General features: G+C 56.9%; 20 protein-coding genes. 12 read left to right on the forward strand and 8 right to left on the reverse strand.

Annotation, left to right across the window (positions count from 1 at the left end):
• The first annotated feature begins 38 nt into the window (after positions 1 to 38).
• A complete protein-coding gene (locus ABDZ36_RS00095; protein ID WP_343749142.1) occupies positions 39 to 869 on the forward strand; it encodes an IS5 family transposase in 831 nt (276 codons plus the stop codon).
• 406 nt (positions 870 to 1275) lie between these two features.
• Here the strand turns inward: ABDZ36_RS00095 and ABDZ36_RS00100 are convergent, their stop codons facing one another.
• Both ABDZ36_RS00100 and ABDZ36_RS00105 read right to left on the reverse strand, forming a co-directional pair.
• Positions 1276 to 2229 carry a hypothetical protein gene (locus tag ABDZ36_RS00100; protein ID WP_211312970.1) on the reverse strand — a complete coding sequence of 318 codons (954 nt, stop codon included), beginning with the start codon at positions 2227 to 2229 and terminating at the stop codon, positions 1276 to 1278.
• On the reverse strand, positions 2226 to 2894 hold the full coding sequence (locus ABDZ36_RS00105) for a hypothetical protein (protein ID WP_211312969.1): 669 nt from the start codon (positions 2892 to 2894) through the stop codon (positions 2226 to 2228). The genes ABDZ36_RS00100 and ABDZ36_RS00105 overlap by 4 nt, the downstream gene beginning before the upstream one ends.
• A gap of 93 nt (positions 2895 to 2987) precedes the next feature.
• Between ABDZ36_RS00105 and ABDZ36_RS00110 the strand changes: the two genes are divergently transcribed.
• Entirely contained in the window at positions 2988 to 3752 is a 765-nt protein-coding gene (locus ABDZ36_RS00110; RefSeq protein WP_211312968.1) for a hypothetical protein, read from the forward strand.
• 56 nt (positions 3753 to 3808) lie between these two features.
• On the opposite strand, the gene ABDZ36_RS00115 is transcribed toward ABDZ36_RS00110, so the two are convergent.
• On the reverse strand, positions 3809 to 4384 hold the full coding sequence (locus ABDZ36_RS00115) for a hypothetical protein (protein ID WP_343749143.1): 576 nt from the start codon (positions 4382 to 4384) through the stop codon (positions 3809 to 3811).
• Between the two features lie 18 nt (positions 4385 to 4402).
• Between ABDZ36_RS00115 and ABDZ36_RS00120 the strand changes: the two genes are divergently transcribed.
• The 4 genes from ABDZ36_RS00120 to ABDZ36_RS00135 all read left to right on the forward strand — a co-directional run bounded on the left by ABDZ36_RS00120 (position 4403) and on the right by ABDZ36_RS00135 (position 8676).
• Entirely contained in the window at positions 4403 to 7723 is a 3321-nt protein-coding gene (locus ABDZ36_RS00120) for an Eco57I restriction-modification methylase domain-containing protein (RefSeq protein ID WP_343749144.1), read from the forward strand.
• Positions 7724 to 7838: 115 nt separating this feature from the next.
• Positions 7839 to 8054: a hypothetical protein gene (locus ABDZ36_RS00125; protein ID WP_211312966.1), complete on the forward strand. Its 216-nt coding sequence runs from the start codon at positions 7839 to 7841 to the stop codon at positions 8052 to 8054.
• Positions 8051 to 8257, forward strand: a complete 207-nt coding sequence (locus tag ABDZ36_RS00130; RefSeq protein WP_211312965.1) for a hypothetical protein — start codon at positions 8051 to 8053, stop codon at positions 8255 to 8257. The genes ABDZ36_RS00125 and ABDZ36_RS00130 overlap by 4 nt, the downstream gene beginning before the upstream one ends.
• Positions 8254 to 8676 carry a DUF8161 domain-containing protein gene (locus tag ABDZ36_RS00135; RefSeq protein WP_211312964.1) on the forward strand — a complete coding sequence of 141 codons (423 nt, stop codon included), beginning with the start codon at positions 8254 to 8256 and terminating at the stop codon, positions 8674 to 8676. Before ABDZ36_RS00130 ends, ABDZ36_RS00135 begins: the two co-directional genes overlap by 4 nt.
• A 202-nt stretch (positions 8677 to 8878) precedes the next feature.
• Here the strand turns inward: ABDZ36_RS00135 and ABDZ36_RS00140 are convergent, their stop codons facing one another.
• Positions 8879 to 9502, reverse strand: coding sequence for a hypothetical protein (locus ABDZ36_RS00140; protein WP_211312963.1), 624 nt, complete (start codon positions 9500 to 9502; stop codon positions 8879 to 8881).
• 320 nt (positions 9503 to 9822) lie between these two features.
• Here ABDZ36_RS00140 and ABDZ36_RS00145 point away from each other — a divergent pair, with 320 nt between their 5' ends.
• Together ABDZ36_RS00145 and ABDZ36_RS00150 are read left to right on the forward strand one after the other, a co-directional pair.
• Positions 9823 to 10794 (forward strand): hypothetical protein, encoded by a 972-nt coding sequence (locus ABDZ36_RS00145; protein ID WP_211312962.1) that lies wholly within the window; start codon positions 9823 to 9825, stop codon positions 10792 to 10794.
• 507 nt (positions 10795 to 11301) lie between these two features.
• Positions 11302 to 11502 carry a hypothetical protein gene (locus ABDZ36_RS00150; RefSeq protein ID WP_211312961.1) on the forward strand — a complete coding sequence of 67 codons (201 nt, stop codon included), beginning with the start codon at positions 11302 to 11304 and terminating at the stop codon, positions 11500 to 11502.
• Between the two features lie 58 nt (positions 11503 to 11560).
• Here ABDZ36_RS00150 and ABDZ36_RS00155 read toward each other — a convergent pair whose 3' ends face one another.
• Together ABDZ36_RS00155 and ABDZ36_RS00160 are read right to left on the reverse strand one after the other, a co-directional pair.
• A complete protein-coding gene (locus tag ABDZ36_RS00155; protein ID WP_211312960.1) occupies positions 11561 to 11854 on the reverse strand; it encodes a type II toxin-antitoxin system RelE family toxin in 294 nt (97 codons plus the stop codon).
• Positions 11847 to 12041: a hypothetical protein gene (locus ABDZ36_RS00160; protein WP_188880098.1), complete on the reverse strand. Its 195-nt coding sequence runs from the start codon at positions 12039 to 12041 to the stop codon at positions 11847 to 11849. The genes ABDZ36_RS00155 and ABDZ36_RS00160 overlap by 8 nt, the downstream gene beginning before the upstream one ends.
• Before the next feature lie 93 nt (positions 12042 to 12134).
• Between ABDZ36_RS00160 and ABDZ36_RS00165 the strand changes: the two genes are divergently transcribed.
• Entirely contained in the window at positions 12135 to 12311 is a 177-nt protein-coding gene (locus ABDZ36_RS00165; RefSeq protein ID WP_211312959.1) for a hypothetical protein, read from the forward strand.
• 537 nt (positions 12312 to 12848) lie between these two features.
• On the opposite strand, the gene ABDZ36_RS00170 is transcribed toward ABDZ36_RS00165, so the two are convergent.
• Together ABDZ36_RS00170 and ABDZ36_RS00175 are read right to left on the reverse strand one after the other, a co-directional pair.
• Positions 12849 to 13184 (reverse strand): hypothetical protein, encoded by a 336-nt coding sequence (locus tag ABDZ36_RS00170; protein WP_211312958.1) that lies wholly within the window; start codon positions 13182 to 13184, stop codon positions 12849 to 12851.
• Complete coding sequence (locus ABDZ36_RS00175) at positions 13181 to 13501, reverse strand: MarR family transcriptional regulator (protein WP_211312957.1); 321 nt, start codon at positions 13499 to 13501, stop codon at positions 13181 to 13183. Before ABDZ36_RS00175 ends, ABDZ36_RS00170 begins: the two co-directional genes overlap by 4 nt.
• Before the next feature lie 142 nt (positions 13502 to 13643).
• On the opposite strand from ABDZ36_RS00175, the gene ABDZ36_RS00180 reads away from it, so the two are divergent.
• The 3 genes from ABDZ36_RS00180 to ABDZ36_RS00190 all read left to right on the forward strand — a co-directional run bounded on the left by ABDZ36_RS00180 (position 13644) and on the right by ABDZ36_RS00190 (position 15292).
• Positions 13644 to 14150, forward strand: a complete 507-nt coding sequence (locus ABDZ36_RS00180; protein ID WP_211312956.1) for a hypothetical protein — start codon at positions 13644 to 13646, stop codon at positions 14148 to 14150.
• 345 nt (positions 14151 to 14495) lie between these two features.
• Positions 14496 to 14900: a hypothetical protein gene (locus ABDZ36_RS00185; protein WP_211312955.1), complete on the forward strand. Its 405-nt coding sequence runs from the start codon at positions 14496 to 14498 to the stop codon at positions 14898 to 14900.
• Positions 14897 to 15292: a Fic family protein gene (locus ABDZ36_RS00190; protein WP_211312954.1), complete on the forward strand. Its 396-nt coding sequence runs from the start codon at positions 14897 to 14899 to the stop codon at positions 15290 to 15292. The genes ABDZ36_RS00185 and ABDZ36_RS00190 overlap by 4 nt, the downstream gene beginning before the upstream one ends.
• Positions 15293 to 16503 lie beyond the last annotated feature (1211 nt).

The raw sequence follows: 16503 nt of genomic DNA on the forward strand, positions 1-16503 counted from the left end.
TAAATCAAAGAAGTTGAAGCGGGAGGCTGCGAGTGTCTATGACGCAAATCCCCCGCTTCACTGGGGAAATTGTCCCGGTTGCTCAAAGAGTTACTGGCGATGGAGACGAATCCGCCGCCCCCGAAGGTGGCGGCGGATTCGCCGACTATGCACTCGTTTCCCTGCACTGTCTGCGGATTTACCTCGATACCTCCTACCGAATGACCATCGACCTTCTCAAGGAGATGCCACAAATAACCGGGGAGATCGGCCTTGCTGAGGCCGATCTCCCCCCGCCCTCCACCTTGTGTAAGGCGTTCGACCGGATCAGTATGAGCGTCTGTCGAGTGCTGCTGCGCCAGTCGGCGCAGCTGCACGATCCCTCGAAGCACGGAGCCATTGACGCCACATTCTACGAACGCTCAGCTGCGAGCCCCCACTACTGCCAGCGAACGAGCTACCGCGTACAGAAGCTAAAAGTCACGAAACTCGTCGATACAGACTCTCAAGCCGTCCTCGACGTTCACTGCTCAACGACCCGTGAAGGAAGCGACGCAGACCTCGCTGAGCAGATCGCCCGCCGGAATGCGGGCGATCTGCGGTCTCTCGCCGCCGATAAAGGATATGACAAACAATCACTCCGCGAATCCCTTCGTGACCTCGGGATTCGCCCGCTCATCAAACATCGCATCTTCGCACCATACGACCACGCGCACAACGCCAGAATCGACGAACAGCGCTACAATCAGCGCTCTATGACCGAAACCGTGAACTCGGCTGTGAAGCGCTCGCTTGGCTTCACCGTGCAAGCGCGTTCGTGGTTCCGTGAGTTCCGAGAAATCGCGCTGATGTGTGTCGTCTATAACATCAAGCGGGCTGTGAAACAGTGAATTCCACCGCCGTATGGCGATTCAACACAGCCCCTGGACCCGAACAGGTGAAGCGCTGGCGTCGAGACCAGATGCACTTTAGCCCGGACCGGGCGCGGGCGGTGCGGAGAGCGCCCGCACGCCCGGACTGGTCGGTCGCAAGCGACGCGAACGGTGAACACCGTGAACCATGAGCAGGCGACCGGCGGCACGCGCCGAGCGCGGCGAACCGGCACACAACCTTCCTCAGGGAACCCTACAGCGCCAAATGCCACAGAGAAGTGCGCGTTACAGTATTGTTCCGGCCACGACGCTACCGTAGCTATCGTCGCAACAACCACTCCAATGGGGACCTGAATGAATCAGCCACCGGTATCAGCTTGACTCACAGCTATACCCCCGATCGCTGATCAACGGTTAGAGTGTGCTATCCGAGTGAGGGGATATTGGGTTCGACGCTGTTGTAGACGTCTTCTCGGCCGGTGACCTCTCTATCCTGGAATTTCAGGACACCAACGTCGTGCAGTGAGTCCAGTTTCCGTCCGAGTTTCCAGGTGTCCGTGGTGTCATCCTGGTACTCGGCCTGTAGGTTCTCAGCGATATCCTCGACACTCAGGTGCAGCTCTGGTTCACTGCGGCGGAGGGCGCTGAGGTAGTATGCGTTGGCAAACTTAGGGAAGTGGTTCAGCATCGCCAGGCCCAGTTTCTGCCGGAGCAGGTAGTAGCCCTCGTCGATAATGTCCCCGATAATATCCTCTTCCTGGAGGCCTTGCATGTCTGCGGATTCCATTTTCGGGCCTTGGTACATGGTCCCGTCCTCGATCCGAACATATCCGAGTTCCTCGAAGACGTCCAGGTAGTCTCTCGTGTTTGAGGTGGTTTGTGCGTTTTCTAGTCTTCTAACAGTGTCGGGTGCTTCGTGGCGGATGAAGTCGACTATCTCGATGACTGAGTTCAGCTGGTTTCGGACAGGGGTGAGTTTGTAGACCTTGCTGTAGATAGCGCGGGCCATCGACCAGTCTAACCTAGTGAGGATGTCTTTGTGGCGCTCTTTGAACGCGTCGTAAAGGTCACTTCGTTCCGGGAGTTTCATCCGGTAGTAGCCATCGTCCATCGGGGAGGCGTATAGTGTTTTGACGTCTCCAATGTTTACCATTTTTAGGACGTTGTCCTGTTTGCGGCAGTCTGAAACGTCGCGTGGATACGCTACCCCGACTTTGACGTAGTAACCATCCTCTGACTCTTCGACGTCTTGGACGAACAGCCTTCGACTGTAGTGGTAGCGAAGGTGGCCTTCGATGCGGTTCCTGATACTCACTTCCCCCGCACCTGCTGGGAATGTTAGAGATTCATCGCTGATTCTGGTTTCTTGGATGCTCATTGGTCTGTTTCCATGAACTCGGCCATCTTCTTCTGTTCCTGTCCGTCGAGCCAGAGGGTCCATCGGGCGCGTGCTGCTCGACTCCAGAGACGGAGGAATGTGGTCTCGCTAAGGGTCATTTCCACTGGATCCTCGTTTTCGTTGTCGTAGTAATCGGCTAGAGGGTCCCAATAAATGACGATGTCGTCTTCGACTTGGATGGGGATCAGGATCGGTGTCTCGCTGGCCCCATACTGCCCGGCTTGGACGTTGTACTCGTCTATTTTGTCGAAGTATGCGGGATCGAGTTCGACCAGTGGCAGCGAAGCGGTTTCTGTATCTAAAATCTCGCCCAGACCGTCAAGATCCATCTGGGTTGCAGCGTATGCTTCAAACGAGGTGTCATCAAGTCTTCCGTTTAGTCGGGCCTCCAGCTGTGAGAAGTTGCCGCCGAATCGGGATCGATGTCCGGCCAATATTTTCAGTTCGTCTTTGGCAGCTTTTTTTGGGTTTTCATCGTCGTCAGCGTCCTCTCCAGGGTTAATAGGGAAGTCAGGGTGAAAATTGCGGTAGTCCGCAAGCATGTTCCTCACAGCTAGGAGTAGACAGTCCAGTTCTGACTCAAGACGGTTGAACCTCGAGAATACTGTCTGTGTGTGCTGCTGGTTTTGACCGTCTTTACTCACGGTAAGCCTCTACCCAAGGGAGGAGGTCGAATACGTTATAATTTATGGATGATCCGGTTAACAGACGCGATAAGAACTGGTGAATTCGAGTTTATGGATAATATCTTCCCTGATGAGAAGTGGGAGCCTGCTCAACCAGCATCAGATACTGAGTTGTGGAGATACATTGATTTCACGCAGTTTGTTTCAATCTTGGAGAATGATGCTCTCTGGTTTTCCCGTGCTGCAGGGTTCTTTGATTCCTACGAGGGTGCGTTACCGCCTGGGAAGTTGAGAGAGATAGCTGATGGAGTGTCCGATCGAGTATCTGACCAAGAGGAGTTTATTCTGGCGTTCTATAATGCACTGCGAAATTCGACGTACATCAGTTGTTGGCACGAGGCCTCTGAGGAGACTGCTGCGATGTGGCAGGTCTATCAGCAGAAGGGAAAGGAGGTAGCGGTGAAGACGACTGCCTCCCGTTTTGAACGAGCTTTAGATACTGGTTCGAAGGTTGTGAGTGGGCAGGTAGAATATATTGATTATTCGAACACTGCGGATATCACGGTAAACCGTATTTCTCCCTTTTTCTTTAAGCGGGAGAGTTTTGAGCCGGAGTCAGAGTTTCGGGGGGTTATCTCTGATTTTGAGTCACCTGATGGTGTCCGTATTAACGAAGATTTCACAGATAGAGTTGCTGAGGAGTCTTCGCCAGGGATGTCTGTTGCTGTGGACACTTCGGAATTGATTGAGGAGGTGTATATTTCGCCAGTGGCGGGTGGTTGGCTGGAATCTTTAGTTGATGATGTGCTGAACACTTACGGGTTAGAGGATATTCCCGTTCATCCCTCGACGCTGAATGAGGATCCCTTCGAATAACACTTCTCAGAGGGTCACGGGAAAATGAGGATAGCATTTTCTCCGCTCAGAAGCCACTATTCAACACGGCAGTATTTTTGATGGCTGACTGATTTGAGGTAAGTATGCCGGATACGTCTGCGATTCTCGACGCCCTTCACGGAATCGCTTCTCGCCTCGACGAGGACATGAGCGAGAAGGACGCCGAGAACGCCTTCCTCAACGAAGACTTCTACACGCGTCTCGGCTATGATGGCGCAGGCCACGACCTGCGGAGCGAATGGTCGCTCTCCGACAACCGTCGTCCGGACTACGTTACCCTCGACAGTAACGAGTCCGTCACCGCCGTGTACGAGTTCAAGACGACGGGTCGCGACCTCGCACCGAACGAAGACCAGCTGTTCCACTACGTGAACGAGCTGAAAGCCGACTACGGTGTCCTCACGAACGGCGAGCGACTTCGCCTCTACCGTCGCGGAGAACGTGAGCCACTCCTCTCCGTTCACCTCGAAGACGTGACGGAAAGCGACGCCGCCGATCTCGAAGCCGCACTCCGCAAACCCGAGTGGGACATTACTGACCCAACGAGTGTCAACGACTTCCTCAACCGCCTCGATGAAGTGGAACTTGACGGCGAACTCGGGCGGGAACACTTCTTCGAGACGTTCCGCTTGGAGGAGGACAGCCCCTTCGCCGACCTCGTAACGGCGATGATGGACTTGCTCACCGAACTCCGAGACGAACAGGAGGCGAAGTTCGTGAAGGGCGCGTACGACTTCTGGGAGGCGAGCTATGCGAGCGAACCCGACGAGACACCCGACTCGTGGGAGCCATTCATCGACGGCCAGCAGTCACTCCGTGACTTCATGTTCTGTCTGGAGTCCGGTCACGCTCTCCTCGCCCGACTTCTGCTCGCGAAGGCAACTGACGACCACGACTTCTTCCCCACCGAACGCGGGCTTCGTCGCTACTTCGACGAACTCGGCGGCTTCTCGGGAAGCATCGACCTCGACGCGTATCCCATCGCGGCGAACGGGATGATCGAGGATATGCGAAACCAGCTCGTCGAGAGTCTGTTCGAGGACGATATTTTCATCTGGTGGACGGACGGCTACGGCGAGCAGACGGCGAGCCAGCACGCTGACCCGTATAGCCGCTTCGAGAGTGTCGCGAAGGAAGGGAGTGACGTGACCCGCGTGAGTCCAGCGACGCGCGAGCGCTTCAGTCGTGCCATCGCGCACGTCTCCTTCGCCGTCCTGAAGTTCGACTTCGCGGAAATCGAGGGCGACCCGCTCGGCGATCTCTACCAGCGCTACTTCGACCCCGAAACGCGCAAAGCCCTCGGCGAGTTCTACACGCCACAGCCAGTCATCGACTACATCATGGATGGCGTCGAGTACGACGTGGGCGTCTCCGAGGAGCGCCTCATCGACCCATCCTGTGGTTCCGGAACGTTCCTCGTTGAGGCCGTCGAGCGCTATCTAGAGGACGTGCGGCGGTACGACGACGACCCGGATTGGGCAGAAGCCATCGCGGAACTCTGCACGCGCCCGCACATCGTCGGCCTCGACATTCACCCGTTCGCTGTGCTGATGGCCCAAATTCGCTTCATGGTCGCCATCCTCCCCGAGTACCGCGAAGCGAAACGCGGCGACGAGGACTTCACGATTCGCCGCCTGCCGATCTTCCGCACGGACTCCCTGCGGAACGAGCGCGAGCTGACCGGTATCGACCTCGGTGACGAGGGGCAGACGCAGATGACGCTCGACTCTGTGACGGAGGACAGCGAGGACGTGAAGATTCCCGTGCCACTCCCCATCGAGGTTGATGAAGACGAAGTGGCCGAGTCGGAACGGGAGGATGGCTTCCTCGTTCAGCGCGTCCGGATGCCGAAGTACGACACCGCAAAGGTGAACGCCGGGGTTCGGAACTTCGGGGAGTACTACGCCGCCTTGCAGGGTGTTCTCGACGTGGTGAAGTACCATATGCACGAGAGCCAATGGACGTATCTCGGCGGCCTCGATGAAGGGATTCACCGCTACACCTCACAGGAGTACGACGGCGTCGAGGACTTCTTCGAGCCGTACGTCAACGACATTCTCGGCACGGTGCAGTATCTCCGTGAAGATCACGGCGACGGACGGCTGTTCAAGATGTTCGAGGACAGCGTTCTCGCTCTCGTCGTCAAGAACTACATGATGTACGACTACGTCGTCGGGAATCCGCCTTACGTTAGTACTCAGAATCTCCCGAGCGAACAGAAGCGTCTGCTTGAAGAACTCTATTCCTCGGCAAGCGGCCAATTTGATCTCTACTGTCCGTTTTACGAACGAGGAATTGATTGGCTCTCCGGGCAGGGTAAGCTTGGCTACATTACGCCGAATCAATATATGGTAACCGAATACGGGGAGGGACTTCGCGAGGTTATCCAGTCAAGAACGGCGATTGAACAAGTACAGGACTTCCGTGACTCGGGCGTGTTCAAGGATGCGACCAACTATCCAGCAATAGTCATCCTCCGTGCGGAAGATGATGCCTCAGCAAGGGATTCCAACAGTATTCGGTGTGGACGTGTCAAGAGCGATATAAACCAAGAAAGTGGGCGCGATCTGGACGATGCCGTTGTTACGAGTATTCGAGAGCATCTGTCAGAACCCGGTTACAGCGACGAGTATCTCGACATTTTCGAGTTCCCGCAAAGCCGCCTAACTACCGAACGGTGGCCTCTAATGCCGGAGCGCGAGTGGGAGGTCTTCAAGAAAATAGAGTCGAACTCCGATGCTCGTGTGCGTGAGGTGACAGAAGCCGTATTCCAAGGGATAATGACTGGATCAAAGGGCATCTTTGTTGTCGAAGTCCTTGACGCTGACCGGGTGACCTCTGACGACTCTGGAGGTGTTGTCACAATACGACCTACGGGAACACAGAAAGAGTACGAGATAGAAACAGACGTTCTCCGTCCCTTTATTGACGGTAAAGAGGTAGAGCGGTGGCAGGTGAACTGGAGTGGGCTTCATATCGTCCATCCCTATTCGTTAGAATCCGGAGATGCCGGTGAGGAAGCTGTTCTAATGGATGAGGATTATCTCTCCGAGAATCTGCCCAAGACGTGGGACTATCTAACAGAATATCGGGAGGCGCTTGAAGGCCGGTCGAGTAGAGGAGAAAGTGGCTGGTATGGCTACAGTAGGCCTCAGAATCTAACCAAGTTTGAACGTCCCAAGATCATCATGGCAAAAATCGCTAACAAGGCGACTTATATGATGGATGTTGGAGGAACTTGGTATTTCACCACTCCATACTCTGTCCTTCTGGAAGAACCCTATCAAGAGCAGACAGAGGAGATGACGGCACAACTGAATTCATCGGTGTTGGACTACTACTTCAAGCATATAGCGGCTATCAAGGCCGGCGGATACTACGAATACCTCACCCAATACGTAGGGGAAGTGCCTTGTATAGTTACAGATGAGAAAGGGTACTTTGAGGAGTTACGACAGGAGGCCGAGAATATCGGTGAAACACTTGATTTCGAAAACAAGCTCGAACGCTTCCCCGAAGCCTATCTCGGAGACTTCGACGGCAACCTCGGCTACATCGACTACGAGTGGCAGACGCGCCGGTATCCGGTGAACGCCGACGTGGAGGAACTGGACGACGGTCGCTTCGCGGTAACGGCTGGACGCTCCGACGAGATTACGTCGCCACTCATGGACAGAGGCGATGAGGAGGAGCAGAAGCTCCGGGCACAGTACGTTCACGCCGCCGTGGACGGACGAAACATGAAGAAGGGTGAGGAGCAGTCGATCCCGATTCCACGCTCTCGCGACGGCGTGGCGGAACTCATAGAGGCACTGGAAGCCGACCGTCGGACTGTCGAGGAGACGAACATCGAGGAGTTGGAAGCGGAGATCGACGAGACGGTGTACGACCTGTTCGACTTGACGGAGGACGAGCGCGACGTGATCGAGAAGTATCTGGAAGTGTTCTAATAGACGGGAGATGCACTCAACGAATGTCGAGGGAGGTACGCGGCGTCCTCAGAGACTTTCTCGACGGTCTCGAATCTCGCACGTCGAGCCGGGAGTTCGAGCGGATGGGGCGAGCATGACGCTCTACAACCTCCGACAGGAACTCCGGACGCGATGGCGTCGGTGGCGTCTTCTTCGCGCCTACTCCCGGGTGTTCACTGCGAGGACGGAGATGCGAGCAGGATTCACGTTCTTGATAGCGGCCTGCGAACGCGCCGAACGTGACGGCAGCCTCTCTCTTGACAACGGTGACGTCGTCCGGCACTGGACCGAGGAAGGTGGAGCGGTATGACGGACGACGATAGCGAAAGGCCAGCAGAGACCGCTGACAGCATCGATATCACGTTTGCCCCCGATACTGAGTATAATCTCACGATCAACCTCGGCAGCCTGCCAGACGGCCTACAACGCCTCGTGAATAAGCTGGCACACATTGCTGCCGATTTCATCGACGAACTCACGCTTCCCGAGGAAAGCGAGGACAACGACCAATGAGTCACAATCACGACGTAGACCCTCAGAACCCACGGCCGGAAGGACACTATCCGCGGTTCGCAGACAACGAGTGGCACTACATCCCAGACGAGCTGGCGCAGACGATCTCCCTCGGCCCCGCCGGCGACGGTGAAGAAGGGCAGGACTGGGTCCTCACCTACACACCAGAGAAGCGAGACCAAGATGATCGGGAGAAGATCTTGGTCCGGCTCACCCCACGGGCGCTGCACGAGCTGTACATCGAGGTGAAAGACCTCGACGTCGAGGCGCGGCAGATGGGCCACCGCGCCGAGTGCGATCTCTGTGGTGAGATGGTGGATTTGGACCGCGCGATACCGAACGCCCGAGGTGAGCCGTGCCACAAGCGCTGCTGGGCAGAGTATACGGGCGCTCCGGACTGGTTCAGCGAATACGAGTAGCGCGAAAACCGAGAAGAGCATCGACAGCCGTTAACGCGACATCCAGGCGTACGTAGATACTGTCGAAAACACCACCGTAAGCACGACTAGGGCCCCAACCATAACCTGCTTGGGGGCATTGTACATGGTGGTTAGTGCGACGATCGTACCGAGGATTTTGGCCACGACGAAGTTATTCTTCGCCACCAGTTCATACGTCGCTTCACTCGGCATCGCTGTCTTGCGTGTCAATTCCTATGTCGCTTCTCTCTGCGTCTTCGACGCCGGTGAAAATCGATTCGTCTAGGTCTATCGATGTCTCCTCTGTCGAGCTCTCCCGAACGGCATCGGTCCTCGTAGTGGTCTGTTCAGCGGTCTGCTCTTCCGTTTCGCCGAAAAGCCCCTCCGCAATGACGCTACCAACTTCAGGGCCACTGTCCCGCTGAGTCTCGATTTCGACGACCATGTCAAGTAGCGCCCGGTCTGCTTCGTTCAGCGCCTCACCTGACTTCGCTTTCTGAAGGATATGCTGGACAACGCGCTTGTTCATTTCGACCATCTCGGTCTTCCGCAACTCCTCGATGAGATCGAGGACATCCTCCTTAATGCCCGTCCGCTGCATCGCTTCGAGGACGCCGATGGCCATCGCCCGAGTCTCTTGGGCTTTCTCGGTTTTCTCTAGTTCGACGGTGTTCAGGTCATCTAAGTTGACCTCTATATTCTCTTCCTCCTCGACGATTCCCGTGAAGAAGTCGTCCCAAGTTCCAGCGTTGCTCGCCTCCTTCAGGTCGCGTAGCTTCTTCCCGGTGTTCTCCCGCAGCGTGATGCTCGTCCTCGGGTCTGACATGACATCTATCCCTAAGGGCGATTACCCCCTGTATCTTCGTGAATTACGAGTGCTGTATTTCCCTCATCCAGCGATTCATCCCAAAATCAAGTGGGAAAATCACAGGACTGGCGTTTCTTTAAGTGACTCTTGCACCAATACGGGTATATGAGAGGAGGGACGCTACGGCGTTCCGATCGTTTTACGGCAGATCACCCTTCTGAGAGATGCGCTCGTCATTCGCGTAGCTCTCCATCCGTCCGCTACACTTCCAGTCGTCACTGTAGCACTCGGTCTGCCATCCCTCAACCGCAACACTACGTCAACTCAGAGTGGTAACTATGCCAAACGAAGAAAACGATAGCGCACGGTATAGAGGTTCACGAACGAGCGATTCCATAGCCCCGGAGAAGCGGTGGGCTGGCAGACACACAGAACCGGGCCGAGTCCCCGGCGAGGATAGCCTCATCGCTTCCCGGGAAGACAACCCCAGAAGCGATGAGGGGTACGACTATACGGGATTCGAAACGCCGGCGGCGACACGAATCGGTGACGAGACAGACGATAATCCAGAGATTGAACGTCTCCGGGAGCATCACGACGGACGGCACCGGTCTGACAGCGAACATAGCGCGCGCGAAACAGAGCGGGATAAGGAACGATTTGCGCAGGGGATTTGTTCCTCGCTCCCCCTGAGCAAACAAGAGAGGCAGCACGTCGTTACCGCTGTCAAGAGCTTCGACCTTGACCGGTTCGGGAACCAGAAGAGCATCACCAAAGTCGCACTGGGGACCGCCGCCGTCCTCGTTGATGAGTACTACCGTGAAGGTGCAGAGGAATTAGACGATCTCGTTCGTCGTTCAGAAGAGTTCCGTGAGATACGAGAAAAACACGGGATTTCGATGAGTGACCTAAACACCGTGAAAGGAACTGTACGCGACCTGCTGGACAGCGAACCGGTACCTGTGAAGTCGGAAGTTCGGAACCGTGACCCTGCACTCCCGGAACCGACAGCACCCGACGATCTCCCACGTCAATACTGGGAGGAGCGGTCGTCTGAATCTTGGGTCTCTGTCGCTCGCGGATGGGAGCGGAAGTCAGAGAAGTACAAGGACGCCATTCCAGCGGAGTACAAGGAGCGCATCAGACTTCTTCGAAAATGGGAGCCTTGGACTGATGACCCCGAGTCGGAGGCCCAGGACACCACCTCGTCTCCAAGCGAGCCAATCGGTTCTGACGACAAAGATCCAGCCACAGTCGTCGAAGAGATCGTAGAAGGCCGGGAAGCCGACGACGAATCAGAGAACAAATAGCGGATACAGTACTATGATTCTGCAAGCTATCAGCCCCTCACTAGCAGGGCTTATCGGATTCGGGGTGTTTTCGCTCATCATTCTGCTGGCGTTCTCTGTAGCTTACGCCAAGCGGGATGTGAGCATCAACATCACTCTCCTCGAATTCCATAAGTAGCGAAGGCAGTAGCCTGAGCACAGAGCCCTGCCCAGCAGAGACATCTGAACTCAAAATAGAGGCGTATATGGAAACACCAACCTTTCGTGGCCGTCTGGGCACCCTTTTCGCCGGTGCAGTGTCTCTCGGAAGTGTATGTCGAGTTTGTCAGACCGACTCAATACTGAAGACGAGATCCCGACGTTGCGAGAGCCCGACGACCTAGACAACCCGGATCCGATGTACGCTCCGTTCGAGCTAAAGGAATCGAGCCGCTCAGCCAAGCTCTCGGAGACTACCTGACCGAGCCCACCTGGGCCGGAGAGGATGCGAATCCCGACGTCGTCCTCCAGCACGGGGACAACCCAGAGGTGACTGTCTGGATTGCGCGCTATCGCACCTCTCACGGGTTCGCGTACGTCCTCACCTGCTGGGGGTGGGACCACCAGATGCACTTCGATGTCCCGAAAGAGACCGTCGCTGACGTGATCAAGCAGGCTTCCAGTAGCCACTCCTGGACCTTCGACATCACGAACGACGAGCTCCTAGAGAATCTCATCGAGGAACTCTGACCCACCCCCGCACCCGGCGCAGATCTACAGGGCCGACCGAGGTGTTTGGAACAGGGATTCAGAAACCGTATCGCTTGTGTGCCTCGTCGATAGAGACGATCTCCAGCACGCGTGCCTCTTTCTCGTCCTCCAAGACGGTGTAGATGGCCGTGTAGGTTCGAGAAATATGCAGCCGGTAACGGTCTCGGTCGCCGTCGATAGGAAGCTTCTCCTTGTCTCCACGGCCCCGTCCAGGGTACGGGTTGTCTGCGAGGTAGCCGAGATTCTCCGTACAGATCCGTTTGGTCTTCTCGTCGGCAGCGTCGAGGAACTCACGCGGTTGGTCGGCGAGCAGGACGTCGTACTCAGACATCCGAGAGAGACGTCAGCTCGTCGCGGTCCGCCTCCTCCAACTCCTGGAAGCGCTGCTCCAACTCCTGTCGGCGGCGCTGCTGAGCCAGTTCCTTGAGAAGATCGTCGTAGGTCTGGCCGGGCTCCTTGAGATCGTGGAGTTCCTTCCGCGTCTCCTCGGTTACCGGAAGGCGTTTGTCAGCGGACATGGTCTATACAGACGTATAGGACTGTCAGCCTTAACAGTTTTTGGTAGCTCCCTTTACGTGTATTAAATCTAGAGAAGAATCTCCGTCTATTCAGTGTCGAAGACTGGCGTCGGCGAGGACGGTAAGCAGATACGGAATAGCTGGTTCGACGTCGTGGAGTTCGCCACGGCATGGGAGCTCGAGTTCGCCGTGGTGCCCGTTTCGCACTATCACGCCTTCTCCCGGCCGTGCGTCGTCTTCTACGCTCCCGAGTGGGCCAGCCACCACTAACTCATTCGGCGTTTAAGTGATTCTCGTGACAATTAATAGCTACGAGGCGCGGACGCCTGTTCCTCCCGGAAGATGCACACCCTCCAGCGAAGCACTCAACGCTCCTCGCATAGGTATTCGACACCACCAAACCCCTCCCACGAGGAGATGCATGTAGATGGCAGACCCGTGAGAGTACGACCGCGCATATACTCGCCCCCTCTCTGGCCCCCCTATTACACACAATGAGCCAGGAACACGCCGAGAAAGACGACCTTGAGGAGCACCGCGAGCGCGTGCGAGAAATTATCGACGAGGACCGCGAGATTCTCGATGAACTCGCGTAGCCCCTCTCCTCACAGACACTCCGCCGCCACGCGTCGACCCCAGAACCAAAACCACCTTTTCACCTCTACTACCGGGGATTCAACCCGATTATGAAACGCCGGAGCGGTGCGTAGCCGGTCCCTTGACGCATCTCGACGTCACCAGAGTGGTTTAACCAACAGACTCGGCTGCCCGCAGCTGACTGTTGGTTAAGGACGCGAGACGGCGCTTTCAGCGGATACCGAGATAGCCAGCAGCCTCGGTAGCGATTTTCTCCGTCGTCGCCTCGACGAGACGCCCCTCTTCACGCGCCATGTCCGCATGCCGAATCGTGACGACTGTCCACGGATTCACATAGCTCTCCCGCGGCAGGCCGCCCGAAACGAAGTCGTCGTCGGTGAGCGGGATGGCGACCGCTCGCCGCGTCGTCGTCGCGGCCGCGTAGAGCGCTTCCTCGTCGTGGAACGGATGAGTGCGGTCGCTCAGGCAGACGTACGGCCTAGAGTCGTGATCTGCGAGGAGATCCGGGCCTTTCACAACCGCGCCGCGCTCGAAGACGTCCGTCATTCCCCGTCGCCGTAGTAGTCGTCCGTCGTCGAGGCGGAGCTGGCGTTCACCTGCGCCGCGTACGAGGCAAGTCGGTCGTCCTCTGCAATGGCCCAGTACCGCCCGCGGTGTCGAACGAGGCCGCGGTCCTCCAAGCGGGAGAGCGCAGCGCCGATGCTCCCGCGCTTGATGCCCGTCGATTCGTGGAGTTCTGTCTGCGTGAACGCCTGGTCGCTGTGGTCCGCGAGGAACTGAAGAAGCCGATACGGGTGCGTCCCTTCCTGGAGGTTGAGGGCATCCGCGGGTTCGTCGTCGAACCGATCGATACTGATGGGCATGTGTAATAGAACGCAATAGGCCGTAATAACTCTGTGGTCAAGCGGTGACGAGACTCTACCTGTCCCGTGGCGAGTCGCCGTTGGATACGATCAAGAGACTATCCACCATCAGGCTGCAGCGGTCTGCATACTGGCGAAGTAGATGATCACAGAAGCCGAGTCCTATCGCGGTGACGCGGTGCTGCTTCCAGATGGTGCTGCCAGCATGTACGGTCGATCGCAGGAGCACCTCCGAACACAGGCCGCCCAAATTATCGGTCCGTCGTTTCAGTCTGCCTTCGGGAGTGTATACGTATCAGGATTCCCGTCCGCAGACCTCACGTATCCCGAGGTTGCGGCGGCGGACTACATCGCGGGCTACGTTCGAGCACAGATGGACGCAGGAGAGCAGCCCACCGAGCGTTACGACTCTGTGGTGTGGTTCAACCGCGACTGGCGCGACGCGACGTCCTCACCCCTCCCGTTCTATCAGATCAAGGGGCTCACCGGGTCGTATGGCAGGATCGAGCAGACCCGTGTCGCTGCGTGGATCAAAGGTCGATATACTGGTGATGAGTCTCACGACGTCGCGTCACAATGGCAGAACACAGTCCGGATACTCGAGTCGCAGACGCTACAGGAGTACCTCCTCAACGGATTAGGACCGTAGAGCGGACGTCAACAGAACGTAGGCCATTACCCCACGTTCCTAGCCGGATCAGTCCCGAGGGTTCAACCCAGCGGGCCTGGTCCGCGTCCTCACCTTCCTCTTTCTCGGCGACGCGGAAAAACCTTTTTACTAAACTTCCGCGATTAGGGCAACCGGAAATAGAGAATCCGATACAGGTCAGAAAAGACGGTACCACGCTACTTTCTCTCAACCAGCCTCAAGTTGGTGGGCGCACGCGGCCGGCGTTCCAGTACCGGTCGTCTTCTCGACGATGTCGCCACGTGCTTACTCACACGTCTATCGTACAACACCAAAACTATGGTGGCTAGTTCCACTATAGCAACTATGCCAGAGAAGACTTCGATAGAGGTGACGCGGCAGACGTGGCAAGACCTGAGCGGGCAGAAATACCCGGGAGACTCGTTTAACGACGTTATCAACCGCCTCCTCGCGAACGAACACCGCGAGTACGTCGCCAAGGACGACCAGACCGCGTGCAACTACGGCCCGAGCTCGAAGCTCGAGGACGGTTGGGTACTCGACGTCACCACAGACGGCGGCGACCACGTCGGCATTCACTTCCCCGAGGGTGCGATGTACGGTCTCTGGATCGAGGTGCAGGGGCGACCGTGGCCGGATCGTCTCGACGAACAGGAGGAAGAGGCACAACTTCGTCGCGAGCTCGTCGATCGCGCGAACGGTGCCGACGCCGAGACGCTTCAAGACGCGCTTGACGCGATGGAGCCGTGACGACGTCGCCACCGTATCCCCAAGCAAAGGAAATCGTCGCGACGCACGAGGAGATTGAAGCTGCCTACGACCTGAAGTACACCGGCGCACGGGTGGCGTCGCCACGTCTCGAAATCCGGCGTCTACTCCGGGAAGGCGAGGACGTCGAGGGGCTCTACCCGCGAGCAGCCTTCCTCCTTCGGAAACTCGTCACCGCGCACGTCTTCGAGGACGGTAACAAACGGACGGCCTGGGTGACGACACGCGAGTTCCTCCTAGACCACGGCGAGGAACCACCTGACCGCGGCCCGAACGTTCCCCGCGTCTTGCGGAAGATTCGCCGGTACGACGTCGACGAAATCGCTGAGTGGTTGGAAACCGGCCAAATCGATGAGGACCGCCTCGAGCCGTAGTCCCGTGAGAAGATTCAAATCAAACGATCCCCTATACACACACAATGAGCCAGGAACACGCCGAGAAAGACGACCTTGAGGAGCACCGCGAGCGCGTGCGAGAGATTATCGACGAGGACCGCGAGATTCTCGACGAACTCGCGTAGCCCCTCTCCTCACAGACACTCCGCCGCCACGCGTCGACCCCCGGAACCAAAATCACCTTTTTCACCTCTACTACCGGGGATTCGACTCGATTATGAAACGCCAGAGCGGTGCGTAGCCCGTCTCTCGCCGAGTCTCGACGTCGCGTTCCGTCCGAACCCGAATATGGAGAATTCGTGGTTCTCCCCGGCGTCTGCAGCCTGCATATCGCCTGTTCCTGTGGCCGATTTCGGCGATATACAGCCGTCTTTCACGGCCACAGAAGCACGGAGAACCCCCGTCGCGCAGATTTAAGCCGATAATCGGGGTATTCGGCGAGAATCGATGAAACGAGAGTGGGAGAGAACCCGCTCGACGGAGTGTGAACCGCCCGATATCGACGGAACCCTCCTAGCGACGATTTTTTGCTCATTCCCGCTCTCGTCGAGCACCGGGGGTGCTCGCTGTACCCCGCCCTTCCTTTGGACGATTTTGGAGGTGCAGAACGCGATCTGACGGACGGAAATCGACGTAGAGCCGGGTCGCGCAGATTTAAGCGGAGAACGAACTGCACGACGAGATTCGGGTTTCGGTGGGTGAAACAGAATCTGCGCGACAAGGGGGTGAAACCCCAGAAATTCGGCGTGTTCTACTCGTCGGGGGGTGATTGAGACGGACGCCCGCTCGAACTCCACCAAGACGTTCCTCGCCGACACGGCATCCGCGATCTTCTCGGCTTCGGAGGGTAGGATGTCTGCGCGTCTGTCTGATTGGTACGCAGCCGGGTGCCCGGACCGATCGATACGACCACCTCACGAGCTTAGAGATCACTCCTCTCAGCACTAAAGATCAAAATGAAAAGGAGGGCTGCGGATGCGTTGCCCTCCGAGCGTGTAGCTTTCCATTCGCTTCGACAATAACATTCGCGTCGCGTAGACTGCGGATGATTGCTCGCGCTCCGTCTATGATAGACTCTTTCCATTGGTCGGCACTTTTCAGGCTACGGTAGTGATTCCTAGTTTCAGTCGATCACATCGGCAGCCGGATAATCTCGACCTCTAAGCGCCGAATCTCTGCGAACTGTGACC

The organism is Halarchaeum salinum, from assembly GCF_039520965.1.
Lineage (GTDB): Archaea > Halobacteriota > Halobacteria > Halobacteriales > Halobacteriaceae > Halarchaeum > Halarchaeum salinum.

Coding starts and splice junctions, on each gene's coding strand:
- ABDZ36_RS00095 (WP_343749142.1), top strand. CDS start 39: ATGACGCAAATCCCCCGCTTCACTGGGGAAATTGTCCCGGTTGCTCAA.
- ABDZ36_RS00100 (WP_211312970.1), bottom strand. CDS start 2,229: ATGAGCATCCAAGAAACCAGAATCAGCGATGAATCTCTAACATTCCCA.
- ABDZ36_RS00110 (WP_211312968.1), top strand. CDS start 2,988: ATGGATAATATCTTCCCTGATGAGAAGTGGGAGCCTGCTCAACCAGCA.
- ABDZ36_RS00125 (WP_211312966.1), top strand. CDS start 7,839: ATGACGCTCTACAACCTCCGACAGGAACTCCGGACGCGATGGCGTCGG.
- ABDZ36_RS00130 (WP_211312965.1), top strand. CDS start 8,051: ATGACGGACGACGATAGCGAAAGGCCAGCAGAGACCGCTGACAGCATC.
- ABDZ36_RS00135 (WP_211312964.1), top strand. CDS start 8,254: ATGAGTCACAATCACGACGTAGACCCTCAGAACCCACGGCCGGAAGGA.
- ABDZ36_RS00140 (WP_211312963.1), bottom strand. CDS start 9,502: ATGTCAGACCCGAGGACGAGCATCACGCTGCGGGAGAACACCGGGAAG.
- ABDZ36_RS00145 (WP_211312962.1), top strand. CDS start 9,823: ATGCCAAACGAAGAAAACGATAGCGCACGGTATAGAGGTTCACGAACG.
- ABDZ36_RS00155 (WP_211312960.1), bottom strand. CDS start 11,854: ATGTCTGAGTACGACGTCCTGCTCGCCGACCAACCGCGTGAGTTCCTC.
- ABDZ36_RS00160 (WP_188880098.1), bottom strand. CDS start 12,041: ATGTCCGCTGACAAACGCCTTCCGGTAACCGAGGAGACGCGGAAGGAA.
- ABDZ36_RS00170 (WP_211312958.1), bottom strand. CDS start 13,184: ATGACGGACGTCTTCGAGCGCGGCGCGGTTGTGAAAGGCCCGGATCTC.
- ABDZ36_RS00175 (WP_211312957.1), bottom strand. CDS start 13,501: ATGCCCATCAGTATCGATCGGTTCGACGACGAACCCGCGGATGCCCTC.
- ABDZ36_RS00180 (WP_211312956.1), top strand. CDS start 13,644: ATGATCACAGAAGCCGAGTCCTATCGCGGTGACGCGGTGCTGCTTCCA.
- ABDZ36_RS00185 (WP_211312955.1), top strand. CDS start 14,496: ATGCCAGAGAAGACTTCGATAGAGGTGACGCGGCAGACGTGGCAAGAC.